This is a genomic window from Acinetobacter sp. YH12136 (assembly GCF_013418545.1).
Lineage (GTDB): Bacteria > Pseudomonadota > Gammaproteobacteria > Pseudomonadales > Moraxellaceae > Acinetobacter > Acinetobacter towneri.
Genome location: NZ_VPBV01000031.1, coordinates 17,762 through 34,497, shown reverse-complemented (window position 1 = coordinate 34,497; position 16,736 = coordinate 17,762). Strand labels below are relative to the sequence as shown.

18 protein-coding genes and 1 pseudogene are annotated in these 16,736 nt (G+C 42.3%); 13 read left to right on the top strand and 6 right to left on the bottom strand.

The genetic code is table 11. The annotated features are described in order from the left end of the window. Positions 1-129: 129 nt before the first annotated feature. From FTU71_RS12555 to FTU71_RS12535, 5 genes and pseudogenes are all read left to right on the top strand, one after another. Positions 130-558 (top strand): annotated as a pseudogene (locus tag FTU71_RS12555) (hypothetical protein); the annotation flags it as partial. 145 nt (positions 559-703) lie between these two features. Beyond that, on the top strand, positions 704-2,692 hold the full coding sequence (locus FTU71_RS12550) for an ATP-dependent helicase (RefSeq protein WP_180112041.1): 1,989 nt from the start codon (positions 704-706) through the stop codon (positions 2,690-2,692). 79 nt (positions 2,693-2,771) lie between these two features. Then, the gene (locus FTU71_RS12545; protein WP_004976139.1) at positions 2,772-3,026 is read left to right on the top strand and encodes an RNA-binding protein; all 255 of its coding nucleotides are present in this window, start codon (positions 2,772-2,774) and stop codon (positions 3,024-3,026) included. A gap of 176 nt (positions 3,027-3,202) precedes the next feature. After that, a complete protein-coding gene (locus FTU71_RS12540; RefSeq protein ID WP_104853031.1) occupies positions 3,203-3,706 on the top strand; it encodes a DUF6586 family protein in 504 nt (167 codons plus the stop codon). A 103-nt stretch (positions 3,707-3,809) separates the two neighbouring features. Further along, positions 3,810-4,088, top strand: coding sequence for a hypothetical protein (locus tag FTU71_RS12535; protein WP_131261040.1), 279 nt, complete (start codon positions 3,810-3,812; stop codon positions 4,086-4,088). A gap of 191 nt (positions 4,089-4,279) precedes the next feature. Here FTU71_RS12535 and FTU71_RS12530 read toward each other — a convergent pair whose 3' ends face one another. From FTU71_RS12530 to FTU71_RS12515, 4 genes are all read right to left on the bottom strand, one after another. Continuing rightward, positions 4,280-5,995, bottom strand: coding sequence for a cation:proton antiporter (locus tag FTU71_RS12530; RefSeq protein ID WP_180112040.1), 1,716 nt, complete (start codon positions 5,993-5,995; stop codon positions 4,280-4,282). A 157-nt stretch (positions 5,996-6,152) separates the two neighbouring features. Next, positions 6,153-6,308, bottom strand: a complete 156-nt coding sequence (gene rpmG, locus FTU71_RS12525) for a 50S ribosomal protein L33 (RefSeq protein WP_004976146.1) — start codon at positions 6,306-6,308, stop codon at positions 6,153-6,155. 16 nt (positions 6,309-6,324) lie between these two features. After that, entirely contained in the window at positions 6,325-6,561 is a 237-nt protein-coding gene (gene rpmB, locus FTU71_RS12520) for a 50S ribosomal protein L28 (protein WP_004976147.1), read from the bottom strand. Between the two features lie 163 nt (positions 6,562-6,724). After that, complete coding sequence (locus tag FTU71_RS12515) at positions 6,725-8,173, bottom strand: coniferyl aldehyde dehydrogenase (protein WP_004976148.1); 1,449 nt, start codon at positions 8,171-8,173, stop codon at positions 6,725-6,727. Positions 8,174-8,290: 117 nt separating this feature from the next. Between FTU71_RS12515 and FTU71_RS12510 the strand changes: the two genes are divergently transcribed. The 6 genes from FTU71_RS12510 (at position 8,291) to FTU71_RS12485 (ending at position 13,156) form a co-directional block, all read left to right on the top strand. Continuing rightward, on the top strand, positions 8,291-8,992 hold the full coding sequence (locus FTU71_RS12510; RefSeq protein WP_004976150.1) for a TetR/AcrR family transcriptional regulator: 702 nt from the start codon (positions 8,291-8,293) through the stop codon (positions 8,990-8,992). 91 nt (positions 8,993-9,083) lie between these two features. Then, the gene (purU, locus tag FTU71_RS12505; RefSeq protein WP_004976151.1) at positions 9,084-9,950 is read left to right on the top strand and encodes a formyltetrahydrofolate deformylase; all 867 of its coding nucleotides are present in this window, start codon (positions 9,084-9,086) and stop codon (positions 9,948-9,950) included. A 261-nt stretch (positions 9,951-10,211) separates the two neighbouring features. Next, positions 10,212-11,003: a TonB family protein gene (locus FTU71_RS12500; protein WP_096901722.1), complete on the top strand. Its 792-nt coding sequence runs from the start codon at positions 10,212-10,214 to the stop codon at positions 11,001-11,003. Between the two features lie 20 nt (positions 11,004-11,023). Continuing rightward, entirely contained in the window at positions 11,024-11,647 is a 624-nt protein-coding gene (locus FTU71_RS12495; protein ID WP_096901723.1) for a MotA/TolQ/ExbB proton channel family protein, read from the top strand. Then, the gene (locus FTU71_RS12490; RefSeq protein ID WP_004976158.1) at positions 11,647-12,051 is read left to right on the top strand and encodes a biopolymer transporter ExbD; all 405 of its coding nucleotides are present in this window, start codon (positions 11,647-11,649) and stop codon (positions 12,049-12,051) included. The genes FTU71_RS12495 and FTU71_RS12490 overlap by 1 nt, the downstream gene beginning before the upstream one ends. 166 nt (positions 12,052-12,217) lie before the next feature. Beyond that, positions 12,218-13,156 (top strand): DMT family transporter, encoded by a 939-nt coding sequence (locus FTU71_RS12485; protein ID WP_180112039.1) that lies wholly within the window; start codon positions 12,218-12,220, stop codon positions 13,154-13,156. 146 nt (positions 13,157-13,302) lie between these two features. On the opposite strand, the gene FTU71_RS12480 is transcribed toward FTU71_RS12485, so the two are convergent. Next, a complete protein-coding gene (locus tag FTU71_RS12480) occupies positions 13,303-14,550 on the bottom strand; it encodes a YihY family inner membrane protein (protein WP_178866098.1) in 1,248 nt (415 codons plus the stop codon). Positions 14,551-14,664: 114 nt separating this feature from the next. Between FTU71_RS12480 and wrbA the strand changes: the two genes are divergently transcribed. After that, positions 14,665-15,261 (top strand): NAD(P)H:quinone oxidoreductase, encoded by a 597-nt coding sequence (wrbA, locus tag FTU71_RS12475; protein ID WP_026438329.1) that lies wholly within the window; start codon positions 14,665-14,667, stop codon positions 15,259-15,261. A gap of 569 nt (positions 15,262-15,830) precedes the next feature. Then, positions 15,831-16,022 carry a hypothetical protein gene (locus tag FTU71_RS12470; RefSeq protein ID WP_179989432.1) on the top strand — a complete coding sequence of 64 codons (192 nt, stop codon included), beginning with the start codon at positions 15,831-15,833 and terminating at the stop codon, positions 16,020-16,022. Positions 16,023-16,080: 58 nt separating this feature from the next. Here the strand turns inward: FTU71_RS12470 and FTU71_RS12465 are convergent, their stop codons facing one another. After that, the gene (locus tag FTU71_RS12465) at positions 16,081-16,482 is read right to left on the bottom strand and encodes a hypothetical protein (protein WP_179989430.1); all 402 of its coding nucleotides are present in this window, start codon (positions 16,480-16,482) and stop codon (positions 16,081-16,083) included. Between the last annotated feature and the right edge of the window lie 254 nt (positions 16,483-16,736).

Genomic DNA, 16,736 nt, shown 5'->3' with positions numbered 1-16,736 from the left:
TTCGCAAGAGATGCGATGGATGTCTGGTGATTTGTAGTCATAAATTTAAGTCCCCACTTGTTTCTAAGTGGGGACTAAATTAAGGCTTATAGGATGAATTCAGAAGGTGTGTTCAGCGGACGCTTACGTTTAAAGTTCCGTTTTTACGCTTGGCAGCAACGACAAAGCAGTGATGGTGCTGCAACAGTGACACTGTACCTGAATTATTATGATCCGAGTCAAACTCAAATTTTGAAGCATTCCACCGCTTTGCAAAAAGGCAAAATTGGCTCGGTGAATTTATTTGCTTCTGCTGCGCACAGTCAGCGTAATACGTTGGTGATGGTGCATGAATTACTGCATACCTTTGGTGCCACAGATAAATACGATTTGAGCACAGGTCAGCCGATTTATCCGATTGGTTATGCAGACCCAAATCAGCAACCGTTATATCCACAACGACAGGCTGAACTGATGGCAGCTTATGTGCCACTTTCGCAAAACAAAAGTAAGATGCCTGACTCGCTACAACAGACGCGTATTAACGAAATGACTGCCATAGAATTGGGTTGGAAATAATGTGGATAAGCATGTACTTATCCACATCTCTAATAGAGCCTGTGTAAAAGTATGTGCTTGAGTATGAACCGAGCCATTTATATTCATGGGTTTATTCCTAAACCGATCTGTTAAACTATTCATCCACCCAGTACGATGAGTCACTATGAGTTTAGCCAGCCTAATTGATGAATTGAATCCCCAGCAAAAACAAGCAGCCACGACAGCATATCAACATAGTCTGGTCTTGGCTGGCGCAGGCTGTGGCAAAACCAAAACCATTGTGGCACGTGCAGCGTACTTGATTGATCAAGGTATTCCAGCCAATCAAATTCAAATTTTGACCTTTACCCGCCGTGCGGCGAGTGAAATTGTCGCACGGGTGGAGTTGGCACTGGGCGAGCAAGCCAAAGGCTTACGTGCTTCGACCTTTCATACTTTTTGTATGTACTTGTTACGACGTATTCCTAAAGCTTTTGGCTTGGAACAATTTTCTATTATTGATCGTGATGATCAGTTGATGATGTTTCGCCTCATTCGCGGAAAAGATGATAAGAAAAATCCAAGTCAGTTGCCTAAGCCTCAAGAATTATGTGATTTGTATTCTTTTGCGCGGAATACCCGTCAAAAACTGAGTGTGGCTTTAGAAAAGCAACAGCCTGAATATTTGGCATTAAAAGATCAAATTGCTGAAATTATGCAGGAATACGAAAGCCGTAAACGTGCACGTGGCTTTCTCGATTATGACGATATTTTGGCTGTGGTGGCATCGGCATTGGCGCAGTCGGAAGGTCTGGTCGATTATGTCGCGTCAATTTGTCAGCATCTTCTGGTCGATGAAATGCAGGACACCAATCCTTTGCAATGGGCTTTGCTTGAGCCTTTAAAAGATCGGGTCAGTTTGTTTTGTGTGGGCGATGATGCACAATCGATTTATGGTTTCCGTGGTGCAGATTTTGAAAATATTCATCATTTCACAGAGCGCGTACCCAATGCTCAAATTTTCAAATTAGAGCAAAATTACCGTTCTACGCAGGAAATTTTAGACCTGTCCAATTGGTTGTTAGATCAAAGTGAGATTCGCTATAACAAACGGTTGCAGGCGCATCGTGGTGATGGCATCAAACCCAAAATGCATATTTTCCCGAATGAATTTGATGAAGCCAAATGGATTGCGATTGATATTAAAGAGCGACATTTCTTGCAAGGCGCGCCGTGGTCAGATCACATGGTGTTGGTACGCTCCAGTTTTGCTGCACGGCATATTGAAGCGGCATGTATTGCGGCAAGCGTGCCGTATCGTTTTATTGGTGGCATGAAGTTATTGGAAACTGCGCATGTGAAAGACTTGCTCAGTTTATTGCGGGTCATTGCCAATCCTCTAGATGATATTGCATGGATGCGTTTTCTGACCTTATGGAATGGTGTGGGCGATGTCGGTGCGAGTAAGTTGGCACAACAACTATTGCTTGAACCGAGCATGGATAAAATTATTGAAAAGTTGGAAAAGTTTGGAAAATTGCCTGAAAAAACTTTACTGATTATGAAGCAGATGGACGTTTTACGGCATGAAGTCGCTGCTTGTGTCGGTTTGGGGATAGAAGCCATTCAGGAACAATTGGCAGAAAATTATAAAAAAGACTGGAATCGTCGTCAGGGAGATTTTCAGTTGGTACAACAATTGGCAGCCAAGCATGCGCAGTTAAGTGAATTTTTAGAAGAGTACGTACTCGATCCTGTATATATTTCAGAAATTGAACGTCAGTCAGATACCGATGTGGTCACTTTGATTACGATTCACTCTGCCAAGGGCACAGAACAAAAAGTTTGTTATGTGGCCAATGTGACACCGGGGCAGTACCCACACTCGCGGGCGCAGGGCAGTTTTGATGATATTGAAGAAGAACGTCGCGTGTTGTATGTGGCCTTGACCCGCGCCCAAAATGAACTGATTTTAACCAAACAAAATCTGAATTTATGGGCGCGTGACATGGTAGATGAACAAGGGCGCAAACTGGACAGTTATTTTTTGAGTGATCTGACACGGCAGTTATGTACGATGGAAACCCATCACCGTCCCCGTCAGCAAACGGTTAAAAGCGCCTTGGTGGAACGTCAAGCGATTAATTTAGATTTTGGCATTGATCTCGATTAAACTATGTCACATGGTTTCCTGCAAAAAGTAGAGTAGGCGAGTGCTTTTTGATGTTTTTTGCCTATTTTAAGGTTGTAAGATGAAAATTTTAGTTCGTAGTTTAGAGCGTACAGTGACTGAAGAAGAATTGTTAAAGCTTTTTCAGGAATATGGCACTGTAGAATCTTGTAATTTGGTGTTGGATGCTGCAACAGGAAAATCTAAAGGTTTTGCATTTGTAGAAATGCCACATGCACGTGAGGCAGTAAAAGCCATTAAAGCGCTGAATACTTTGCGTCTGCATGGTCATGGAATACGTGTCAAAGCAGCAGAAGATAAGCCTGCATCAAAATAGTTCAAAGGGAGCAAAAAATGCTCCTTTTTTATGCGTGAATTTTAGTGGGAAATGACTGATGAGCACCGCTTTGGTGCACGATTTTATCGCAGTAAAAATAGTGTATTTTTTATTGGGTGTTGCAGGAAAATCGGTTTAATCTAAGCTTCTTAGAACGCTAAATTGAGGAAATGCTCATGTCCCGTGTTGCTCGTTTTCATGCAGATCGTACCAATCAGAAATTATATTTCGCCCGTCTTTCATGTCAGCAGGCCGAGCAAACCGAGCATGTTCAGCAAGCGCAGGCACATCGTGAAGCTGCGGTGTTTCATTTAAATGGCGCGGTGCTGGCTTTTTTGCAGGAATTGGTGCGGTATTATCGTTTAAATGACAGTAATCCAACCCTTAAATCAATTGAAGAATTGATGGCAGCCAAAGGGCAGATTTCCCCTGAAGTGGCAATTTTGCAGCAACTGAGCAAATCGGGTTTTATTGCAGAGTTAAAGCGCGCTTATCGTTTATGTCAGTACACGCCCGAGCCAAGTGCACCAGGACCTGAACAGGAAACGTCATCCAATTTGATTATTAAAGTCACGCAATCTCCGCAAGCATGGCTACCAGATACGAAAATTTTGCGCGAATGGCATCGTGACTTAACCCAGTTGATTGATGGTTTTCGTAATGAAATGGTGGAATTTTAAGCCGACCAAACGCCCTTGAAAAAAATCTGATCAGCCCGATATAAATATTCTGAACGATGCAAAGTGCAAGCGCCTTTGCCGCCATGTCGAGCATGGAGGATATATGTCTATAGAGCAATTGAAAGAATTATTTGGTAATCAGGAAGCAATTTTAGAGCTGGTTCAGCTTGAAGGTGGCGAGTTGGCATTGCGTAATGCAGGCTCAGAGAAAGAGCCATTGGTCAAAATCCAGTTCAATGACGAAGTCAAAGCCATATTGGGCGATCAGACGGCTGTTGTGGCACAGCACATGATTCAGGCGGCATTATTTGGCTTGTTGGAAAAGCAGGTCAATGAATGGCATGCCGAAATTGTGGATGAACAGCCGCAATTTATGAGTTAATCCCAAAAGGTCTTTCGGTGATGAGCTATCTTTAATGAATAGATTGTCTATCTGCTTTGGTTAAAATCATGGACAGTATTAGATAGTTTTTCATCAACACAATGAAAGCCAATCTATACGTCAACAAAAAAAGCGCAGCTTAAACGGTGCGCTTTTTGTGATTTTGGCTATGGGTTTTAGATGAATGATGCTCAATGCGTTGGTGGCTGATGATGGGCAATTTCAATTTGATTTAAAATATAATTGCTCATATTTTTCGCCATTTCTTCTTTGGCAAAATACACTTCACCAATGTTGTCTTTACGAATTACTTCCGCTTCGGCTTTGCTTTCTGCACACACCAAAACCTGAATTTCAGGGTTTAGGGTTTTGGCAATATCCACAATTTTATGAATATCCAAAATGTCCATAGGCGAGAGAACGAGTAGTCGTGCATGTTGAATATGTGCCTGAATCAGTACACCCACTTCTGTGGCAATGCCGCTGACTGCAGCAATGCCTTTTTCGCGTAAGTCTTCGACAATTTCACGGTTTTCTTCCGCAATCACGACCTTAATATTTTCAGCCATTAAATTTTGAGTAATGCGGCGTCCGACTTCACCATGTCCAACAATCACCACCTGATCACGTAAATAATCTTGAGAAACTTCATCGGGCAGCATGGCTAAAGGGTCATTGCTGCGTTCAAGCAAACGCGCCAAATAAGAGCGTTCCCGAATCCAGTTTTGCACAGGCTCAATCGCAGAAAAAACAAAGGAATTGAGGGTAATTGAAATGAGTGCGCCTGCTAAAATCAGGTTTTGTCCTTCTAGTGACAGCAGTTGTAAAGATACACCTAGCGTTGCCAAAATAAAGGAAAACTCACCAATTTGTGCCAAGCTCGCGCCTACGGTCAAGGCTGTATTGAGTGGATAGCGGAAGAACAAGACCAATGCCATGGCTGCAATGGTTTTACCCACCATGATAATGCCGACGACCGCTAAAACGTGCAGTGGTTCTTCTATCAGAATACGCGGGTCAAACAGCATGCCCACAGCAACGAAAAATAGAATGGAGAAAATTTCACGTAAGGGTAAAGTTTCTTCTTCGGCGCGATGACTGAAATCAGATTCTTTGACCACCATCCCCGCAAAGAACGCCCCAAGTGCCATCGACACGCCAAAGATTTTATAAGCACCAAAGGCAATTGATACCGCAGCAGCGACCACAGTCAGGGTAAACAGTTCCCGCGAGCCTAAGCGAGCCACAATTTGCATAATGAAGGGCACAAGGCGTTTGCCAACAATCAGCATAAAGGCAATAAAGCCTGAAACTTTTAATAAAGTCAGTCCGAGTGTTAGCCAAATATTTTCATCACTGGCATTGTCGATAGCTTGTCCACCCAGTAATACAGCTGTGGCAGGCAAAAGCACCAATGCTAAGACCATCACTAAGTCTTCAACTAACAACCAGCCTACGGCAATTTTACCGTTCACGGAGTCGAGCAGGCCACGATCACCCAATGCTTTTAAGAGCACAACGGTACTGGCACAAGACAGACTTAAGCCAAAAATTAAGGCAGAACCAAAACTCCAACCCCACATCATCGACACGCCTACACCGAGCAGGGTCGCCACGGCGATCTGCAATACTGCACCAGGCAAAGCAATGCGTCGTACCTGCATTAAATCATTTAGCGAGAAATGCATGCCAACACCGAACATGAGGAACATGACCCCAAGTTCTGCCAATTGGTTGGCAAGATGAATATCTGCCACAATGCCCGGTGTGTTGGGACTAATGATGACACCTGCAATCAGATAGCCCATAAGCGGTGGAAGGCGTAAGCGCGCAGCGATATAGCCAAATATCAGTGCCAAGCTAAAACCAACGGCAAGTAAGATGATGAGTTCTACATCATGAGGCACGAGAAACTCCTAAGCCATGGTGAAGGTGCGGTCAAAAGACTGAAATAAGACAAGCACAAATAGTGCCAAAAAAGAAAACGAGGAAATTTTAACAAGTGAGGCAAAAAAAGTGCAAAAAAAACGACCTGAATAAGGTCGTTTTTTAAAAAAGCTAAAATTATTTGATTTTAGCTTCTTTGAAAACTACGTGTTGACGGATTTTTGGATCAAATTTTTTGATTTCCATTTTTTCCGGCATAGTACGTTTGTTTTTAGTAGTGGTATAGAAATAACCTGTACCAGCTGTAGAAACTAAGCGAATCTTATCACGCATTGTCCTGACTCCTTACTTAGATCTTTTGACCTTGAGCACGAAGGTCAGCAACAACCTTTTCAATGCCCAATTTGTCGATAATACGCATACCTTTAGTGGTTAAACGAAGACGTACGAAACGTTTTTCACTTTCTAACCAGAAACGGTGGTTGTGCAGGTTCGGCTCGAACCGGCGCTTAGTTTTGTTGTTGGCGTGTGAGACGTTGTTACCAACGACTGGACGCTTGCCGGTAACTTGGCAAACCTTAGACATGGTGTAACTCCATTGATTTAGCCAACAGCAAATCTGTATGGCCAGTCAAAAATAAACGGATGAATTCATTCAAGGGGCGTTTTATATCAAAAATACGCTTAAAAGACAAGCGATTTTCTTCAAAAACAGCATGAGCGTGTTTGATAGCTCATGCCTTGATCAGTTAACGAAGAAGCGTCTTCGAAATCAATCGATGAATCGGCTTATCAAATGGGGGGAGAATGAACTTCAAGCTGTAAAGCTTCGGATTAGACATTACCGACCGTTCATGTGACAAGCTGAAAAAACCTTCTGGACCGTGATATTTCCCCATGCCCGATGCACCAACACCACCAAATGGTAAGTCATCTTGTGCAACGTGGGTCAATACAGTATTGAGTCCGAAATGCCCTGAATGGGTTCGCTGTGCGACATAGTCGGCACGCGCCTGATCAAAGTCGAAATAGTATAAAGCAAGAGGACGCGGTCGGCTATTAATAAACTCGATTACATCATCAATTTGTTCATATTCTAAGATTGGCAGGACTGGACCAAAGATCTCATTTTGCATAATTTGCATGTCTGGACTGACATTGGTCAGTACCGTTGGTGCCATTTTACGGGTTGCAGCCACATTTTCACTTTGCGGATTAATTTCAATAATATTTGCACCTCGCTCACGTGCATCTTCTAAATAGCCCTGTAAGCGACGATATTGTTTGTCATTAATAATAGAAGTGTAGTCTTGGTTATCACGAATATGCGGATACATTTCGGTCACAAATTGCTCGAAATGCTCCATAAATTCGGCAGTTTTGCCTTTAGGCAAGAACATATAGTCGGGTGCAACACAGGTTTGTCCAGCATTCCAGAGTTTACCTACCGCAATACGCTGCGCTACATCGACCATATCGCTAGATGGATGCACCAAAACAGGGGATTTTCCACCTAGTTCTAAAATGACAGGCACAAGGTTTTGTGACGCGGCAGCCATTACAGTTTTGCCGACTTCGGTAGAGCCTGTGAAAATAATTTTGTCAAAAGGCAAATGACAGAACGCATCGGAAATAATACCGCCGCCATTAATTACTGCCACCAATTCCTGTGGAAATGCTTCGCTCATGGCGTTTTCCAGTACTTTACCAAAATGCGCAGAAGCACTGGAAATTTTGATCATGGCATGGTTGCCTGCAGCCAAAGCACAGATCAGTGGGCCTAAAGACAACAGCAGCGGATAGTTCCAAGGTGCAATAATGCCAATTACCCCTAAAGGTTGATACTGTACCCATGCTTTTGCAGGTTGGTGGATAATACCAACCTGACGTTTAGATGGCTTCATCCAGTCGGTCAGGTTTTTGCTGTAATATTTGATATGTTCCAAGCAGGTAAGTAATTCACCAATTTTGGTTTCTGCAATGGCGCGGTTGCCATAGTCACGGTTAATGGCTTCGGCAAATTGATCCTGATATTTCACAATCACACGTTTTAAGCGGGCTAAGCGTTCAATGCGTTCTTTGGCACTTGGGACAGGATGACGCTGATAGGCATATTTCTGCAATGCCAAAATATCATCCAGACGTTGTAAATCGGGTGAATGTGGGGTCATTGAAGTTGTTTTTGTTTGACTGTTCATGGCATGTTACCATTCAATAAAAGCAATATAAGTTAATTTTTAGAGTATTTACTCTAATCAGTCAAGTGACTTTATGTTTTCATGCCCCCCAAATTTTAAAGAATGGTTGTTTTTAGGATGTCTCAAACCAAAACGTTGAAAACCAAAGAACGTATTTTGCAATTGAGTTTGCAATTGTTTAACGAGCGTGGTGAGCGTTCGGTAACAACCAATCATATTGCGGCAGAACTGGGCATGAGCCCAGGAAACTTGTATTACCACTTCCGCAATAAGAACGAAATTATTAAAGAGCTGATGGAACAATATCAGCAAGAAACTTTAGAAATGCTGGCTTTGCCTGAAAATCGTGGCTTAGATGCCAATGACAAAATTCGTTATTTTCAGGTTCTCAGTAGTCAGCTGTGGGCTTATCGTTTTTTGCATCGTGATGTCTATCATTTGGTCGAAACCAATGAAGATTTCCGCAAAATGTATCCACGTTTTGCAGGACAGGTCATGCAGCAGGGACAAAAAATTTATCAGGCCTTTGTGGATGCGGGTCTGATGCAAATGACTGAGTCAGAAATTGAAGCCTTGATTATCAATATTTGGATTGTGCTGACCAACTGGACGAACTTCTTATATATGTCGGGTCACATTACCGATTCAAACCATTTGGAAGAAAAATGGATTTGGCAGGCTTTACGTCAAATGCTGTTCCTTGAAGGGGCATATTTACGGGGTGAAAGTCGTGCAACCTATGAGCGTTTACTAGAAACACTAGGCACATCTGAACTGTTTGAGAGTTTATCATCCAGTAAAAATACTCAAGCCGACTAAGAGACTGAGAATGGCTATTTAGAATGTCTGAGAAACGCGCTAGAATACTCGGCTTGTTTTTCAATTTAACCAAGTAGTGACTAAAAACAACATGAATATGACGACTGCGAATACTGCACGTTTACTGATTACCTGTGAAGATAAGCCAGGTATTGTGCAGGCTGTATCGAGCTTTTTGTATCATCAAGGAGCCAACATTACCGCGCTTGATCAATACGCAACAGAAGCTCAGGGCGGGCGTTATTTCATGCGGGTTGAGTTTGAACTGGATCACTTGCAAAGCCGTAAAGAAAGCTTATTGCAAACCTTTGCTTCTAACGTGGCAGAGCGTTATGAAATGCAATGGCGTTTGGCTTTGGTCAGCGATGTGAAAAAAGTCGGCATTTTGGTGTCTAAAGTTGATCATGCTTTGCTCGAACTATTATGGCGTCATTCACGTGGTGGTTTACCATGTGAAATTACCAAAGTGGTGTCGAACCATGACACCTTGCGTGAAGCGGTAGAAAACTTTGGTATTCCGTTTGAAGTAGTGCCTGTTAATAAAGAAAATAAACGTGAAGCTTACGCTAAAATTGATGAATTGATGCAAGGCAATGATTTGTTGGTATTGGCGCGTTATATGCAAATTTTGGATGAAGAGTTTGTCTCTAAGTGGGAAATGAAAGTGATCAATATTCACCATTCATTCCTGCCTGCTTTCGTGGGCGCAAATCCATATAAACAAGCTTATGAAAAAGGCGTAAAACTGATTGGTGCAACTGCACACTATGTAACAGCAGACCTAGATCAAGGTCCGATCATTGAGCAAGATGTAGAGCGTGTAAACCACGACTTTACGGTAGATCAACTGCGTGAATTGGGTCAGGATGTGGAACGTAATGTACTGGCACGTGCAGTTAAATGGCATTTGGAAGACCGTATTATTGTAGATGGCAACAAAACTGTTGTATTTCAATAGGGTAAAAGCTATCTAAAAATCGAATTAAAACATGCCGACATGGCATGTTTTTTTATGCTAAAATTGTAATGTTATAACATTTATTTAAACTGTTTTTAAAATAGCAAATTTATTGGATGATTCACGTTTGTTATTAAAAAATAGTTGCAAATGAAAACACTTCTCATTTATTATTGCGTTACTTTAATTGTGCTAACCGATCAGTTTGATCGTTCGGAATTGTGATGGTTTGGCAATTGCTTTTGAAGGTCGCTGACTTTAATGAACCAATCTCCCAACGCTATGCTACAAATGCCCAATGCCATGAAAAAGAAAGTTGTGACGGCTTTAGCTGTTGTTGCATTAGGTCATGTCGGTGTGTTGTGGGCATTGGGGCAAATGCAAACTCCGACCTTAAAGCCCATAGAAAAAGAACCTTTAAAAGTACGCTTTGTAAAAATTCAAGAACAGCCTAAACCGTTGCCACCGCAACCTAAGGCTGAACCACAGCTTGAAAAACCCAAGCCTCAGCCTGTAAAAGAAGTGCCTGTGGTAGAAAAACTGTTGCCACCGCCACCGAAAAAAGTAGAAAAAGTACAGCAAGTTAAAAAAGCAGAAGCCCCTAAACCCGTGGCGAAGCCCGTAGAAAAACCAGTCGAACGTGTGGTGCAACCTGCACCTGTAGCAACGGTGACTGAAACTAAAGTGGTACAGCCTGCACCGAAACCGACAGTTGCACCTGTTGCGCCAGCACCTGCTCCTGTCGCACCTTCTGCTCCAAAAACAGTGTCGATTGGCGGCTCAGGCGTGCAATGGAGTCGTTCTCCAAAACCTTCTTATACCAATCGTGATTTACAGGGAGAAACCCGTAACGTGGTGGTTCGGATTGAAGCCAATGAAAAAGGCGTGATCACCGATGCTCAAATTACGCGTTCTAGTGGTGTACCTGCTTTAGATCAAAAGATTTTACGCGCAGTGCGTAGTGCAAAATTCAAACCGTACAAAGAAAATGGCGTGGCTTATCCAATTCGTGCTGAGCAGCCTTTTGAATTGACATTGAACCCTAACGGCTAACCTTCAACAGGAGTTCGAGTATGAACTTTTCCGTCTATTGGCAACACGCAGATGCAGTCAGCAAAACGCTGTATTTCGTGTTATTGGCGATGTCGATTGCGACATGGACCATCTTCGCATTACGTTTGATAGGCACGCGCCAATTGAAGCAACAAGCTTATGCTCAACTGTCACAGGCTTTAAATCAGCTTAAAGCAAAACTGGTGCCCTTAAATTTTGAGCAGCGTAAAGCGGTTGCTGAGCAAGCCTTATTGCGTCAAATTTCGGTAGAAAAAGCATCGGCAGAAAAAGGCGTATCGGTACTGGGTACAATTGCGTCATTAGCACCGTTTGTGGGTTTGTTTGGTACAGTTTGGGGTATTTTCCATGCACTCGTTGCGGTTGGAAAAAGCGGTCAGGCGGGATTGGCTCAAGTGGCAACGCCTGTTGGTGAAGCGTTGATTATGACGGGCTTCGGTTTGGCGGTGGCGATTCCTGCCGTGATTGCTTACAACATTTGTTCGCGTGTGAACCGTACCTTATCTACAAATTTGCAAGATCATGCACATAGTTTGTTGATTGACACCATGTTGCAACAAGATTCTTCTGTTCAAAGAACTGAAGTGAATGCAACACAACAAAGTTTAGTGGGAGGTCAGGTTTAATGGCTTTTCAATTGGGTGAAGACAACGATTCAGGCATGAATGAGATGAACCTTATTCCCCTGATCGACATTATGTTGGTATTGATGATCATCTTTTTGGTGACAGCGACCGTTGCCAACCCATCTATACCATTAACCTTACCGCAAACCAGCGCAGAAATTGTTGATTTACCGCCTGAGCAAATTCAGGTCAGTATCAATGCCAATGGTGAAGTGGCGTGGGATGATCAAATCATTAGTTTAGATGAGTTGCAAACCCGCTTTAATGATGCTAGTCAGCAAGCTCAACAGCCAACCGTGGTGTTAAGAGCAGATAAAGATGCGCGTTATGATACTGTGGCGCAAGTGATGTCACGTGCGAGTGAAGCCGGACTCAGTGATATTGCTTTCGCAACAGATGATTAAGTTAATCCTTAAAAATTAGCGATCTATTTAGGTCGCTTTTTTTATGCAAAGTCGCACATAATGCCAAAACTCCTCAAGTACTCAATGATGTTGAATATCCAAAAGATTTAGGTTGAGTCCGCTGCTTACTTTAAAGTCTATTTTTTATCTCAGATCAGGTTCAGCCATGAGTTCACGCCAAGCACTTGATGCAAAAGCCAGCAGTATGATGCTAATTTTGTGTGTTTTTTGGGGTCTGCAACAAGTGGTGCTAAAAGTTGCTGCGGCAGATATTCCACCCTTGATGCAATTGGCACTGCGTTCAGGCTTGTCTGCTGTGATGGTGTTGCCTTTGTTATTGCTTGCAAGAAATACACAATGGGCTTCGACTGAATATCTGCCTGCAGGCATATTGGTGGGTATTTTATTTGCCGCAGAATTTTTTATGTTAGGGCAGGCGATTCAATATACTTCTGCGTCGCATGTGGTGGTTTTACTATATACCGCGCCTATTTTTGTGGCTTTAGCGTTGCATTGGAAACTACCTGCAGAGCGTTTATCTCGCTTGCAATGGGGCGGGATTCTGTTGTCTTTTGCTGGCATAGCGGTGACTTTTTTATGGCGTGATACTGTGCAACAAGAGAGCCACCAAAACTTCAGCCAGATGCTTTTTGGCGATTTACTTGCGCTGAGTGCAGGCATACTTTGGGCAGCCACAACTGTTGCGGTACGTCTAAGTAGTTTATCGGAAGCCCCTGCAACACAAACTTTGTTTTACCAATTGATGGGTGGTTTTTTGATTTTACTGCCGATGGCATGGTGGATGGGACAGGCTGAAATTCATTGGACAGCTTTAGCCATAGGCAGTTTGATTTTTCATGCGGTATTGATTTCGTTTATTAGCTATCTCGCTTGGTTTTGGTTGCTGAAACAATATTTAGCATCCAGTTTAGGCGTGTTTTCATTTTTAACGCCATTATTTGGCGTATTGTTTGGTGTATGGTTGTTGAATGAAAGCTTGAGCCAAAGTTTTATGATTGGGGCTGTTTTGGTCATGCTGGGGGTGTTGATGGTGAATGCTCAATGTTGGTTTAAACATAAAACCCAAGTACTAAAAAGAAAATAAGTATTTGCAGCTTTTCCATGAACTTGAGCAAGACTCAACATCAGCAATGTTGTCATGTAAAAATCATCTTCAAATAACCTAGTAGCTCAATACGGGTTTAAATTTGAAGATGGGTGATATTTAAAATCTAGCGAGCGCGTACAAGATTATTTTTCTTCAAAAATCTTAGAGAGCGGAATCGACAATTTGGCAGCCAAATAGTCATCGGTTTCACTGAGTACGGGGCCAAGTTTTTGCATCCATTCATCATCAGGATAGACATTGGCCAAGTCCTGACGACGTGGCAATGAATACGGTAGCTGTGAATAAAAACTCCAAAAATCTACCTGAGATAAATTGCGCACCAAAACAAATTCATCATTTTCAGTACGTTTAATTAAATTTTGTTGTTCTAGCATCAGCACATAAGACGGCCAGCGCCCAATTTCATTACGTCCCAATACATCTAAGGCTTCAGCTTCAGTGACACTTTCTCCGCGCATTTGTTTTTTGTAAAACAATTCCAGTAAGTCCAATAGCATGAGCAGCGGATGGCATTTTTTTTCGCGACTGGCTTCAAAAGCGGTCAAGGCATAACTAATTTCAACACCTAACAGCACAATATTCCAAGACAGGAAAATCCACAGTAAGAAAATAGGTACGGCAGCAAAAGCACCATAAATAATTTCATAACTGGTGAAGTTGGACATAATAAAACCAAACAGGTTTTTCAAAAATTCAAATACAACAGCACTGAAACCCCCCGCAATTAATGCGGCTTTAATAGGTACACTGCGGTTGGGAATGGTCCAATTCAGAATAAAAAAACCTAAAATGGTTAGGGCAAATGAAATCAGCCATAAAATAAATGCGCCATTGAGTTCATAACCTGCAAAGTTATTACTCAGCACATTCATAGATGCCAAAGTTGAGGAAATGACAAAAGCACTGCCCAGTAAAATAGGGCCTAATGAGATAATGGTCCAGTAACGCATAAAACCCATAATGCCGCCACGGGTTTCCTTAACCCGCCAAATTCGGTTAAACACAGTTTCAATACTGGTCAGCATCATCACCGTGGTCACGAATAAAAACAAAATCCCGATGACGGTTAAGTTGCTAGATTTGTCGGTAAAGGCATTTAAGGCTTTATCAAAGGCGATGGTGGTTTTAGGTAAAAAGTTGCTGTAAATCAGTTGTTGTAATTGTTGCCGTGCAGGTTCGAGTGCCTTAATGGATGAGATGATCACCAAAAATACGGTGAGCATAGGTACAACGGCAAACAGGGTAGTGTAGGTTAAAGAGCCTGCTTGTTCACGGCAGCGATCTGCTTCAAAGCGACGCAGCACAAATAAGACAAATTGAAACCATTGTTTGTCATAAAAAGGCAGTTTCTTTAAATACTCAACGATCATACAGTGGCTGTCTCAACTTTTTTAATCATCTTTATCTGTTTTCATGGTTAAGCTTAACCAAAAAAGCAGCAAAATACCGTATAGTTTTCATTTTTAGTCTGATTTCTTAGCATGATGCAAGCATATATTCTGGTTTTGTACTTTAGTAAATATGGTTCTACCAAAGAAATGGCACATTTAATTGCCAACGGGGTAGAGGCTAGTGGCATGCCCGTTAAAATTAGAACTGTGCCAAATATCTCGACCGTGGTGCAACAAGCCGAGCCAAGTATTCCTGCCGAAGGTGATATTTATTGTACTTTGGATGACTTGGCCAATTGTGCAGGTTTGGCTTTAGGTTCACCTACACGTTTTGGCAATATGGCATCTGAAATGAAATATTTCTGGGATCAAACCACTAGTCTGTGGCTGAATGGCGCATTGCACAATAAACCTGCCTGCGTTTTTACCTCATCGGGTTCGATGCATGGTGGACAGGAAAGTACCTTATTGACCATGTTGCCGCCATTGTTTCACCACGGAATGATGATTATGGGATTGCATAATGCGCATCCTGCTTTATCAAATACCAAAACGGGCGGTACGCCGTATGGTGCAACGCATGTGAGCGGCCCGCGCCACGATCAGGCTTTGAGTCAGGATGAAAAAATCCTTTGTGAAGCGCAAGGACAACGCCTAGGTGAAATGGTAAAAAAATTACAGGGCATGTGAGATTCTTTCTTTAATTAAGATGAAGCGTAAAATGTGGATATCGTTTTACGCTTTTATCTTTTGTACTTGAATTCGATTGGCTTATGTAGCATTGAGCGTGCTAAAAAATAAGTTCACTTTTCACCTAAAATCACCATTTGCAGTGATATTCAGTTTTTCTCTTTTCACGTCTAATAACCGCTTTAAAAGCAGAGTTTTCTGTCACGGTTCACGCAGCATTTTTTTTGCAGGCTAGGGTCTGTTGACATTTCATAAATGGCTTGCGCTGTAGGCTAAAACTGAGCAGATCAGGCATGAAACGCAAGGAATAGCGAGATTATTGCTAAGTTTCATAACGCAATCTGAGAAAGTTTTAGCCACAGCCTTTCGGGGCGAGCATATTTTTTGCTGCTATTGCGTTATGTGCCAGTCATTTAGAATGACTAAATTTCCTGTCCCATGCCTTATATCAGCTAAAAAACCTTGCGAGATATATCTCTCATGCCGCAAACATAGACGAATTGTCAACAGACCCTAATGTATTGAGCACAACGGACTGCTGTAAAAATGAGAGATTGAGGAAAGTGAAAATGAATAAGTGGATGCTGATTGGGTTAGGTCTAATGAGTTTAGGGTGTTCATGGTCGAGTGTTGCAGCGACTGAAATTGTGCATAGTCTGAGTTTTTCAGAAGAACAACGTATTGAAAAACAACCTGCGGAAGCACAGTATTTAGCGGCACAAAAAACTGTGATGACTTCTGCAAGCAGCACTGCAAAATAAAAAGATGCAATCAAAAAGTGCTGCAATGTGCAGCACTTTTTTTGAAATTGATTTAGGGTTACTTAGAGTTGCTTGGCTGTTTCAACTTTTCTTTAAAGCGGTGTTTACATTTGAGGCATTGAAAATCTAGAAAAATATTCTGATCAACAATTACACCTGCTTTTTTACCAAAGCGATGCCCAAGAAAACCACCTGTGATTCCCACGCTAATTGCCCCGACAAATGTTCCAATGGTGCCGCCCATAATCACGCCCAATGGCCCTGCGGCTGTACCAATTGCCGCACCAATAGAAGCTCCCGAAGCTGCGCCGCCCACAGTACCTGCTGCTGTACCTGCAGAGCCTAATAACACGCCACCAATTTTTTGTAAGTTTTGTTGATGGTTGCGTTTTTCAACTTGAGTTGAACCACATTTCGGACAGGTGATACTGTGTTGCATCAACGGATTGTCTTGTGTCATGACTGTAAATTGCCTTATGCTCATGCCGCATGCATCAATGCACGCAGACGATCTAAAAAGTGCTGTCTAGAGCTGCAATCAGAAAAACTAGACTGCTGAATCACTGTTATTTCAAGTGCAGAATGGCGTAGCGCGGCTATTTTGTAAATTCAATATATGTAAATGAGTTGTTTAAGTTTAAAAAAAGCATAAAAAAAAGAGCGCCTAAGCACTCTTTGATCATCGGGTTTAAATGATGAACCAACATCAGTTTT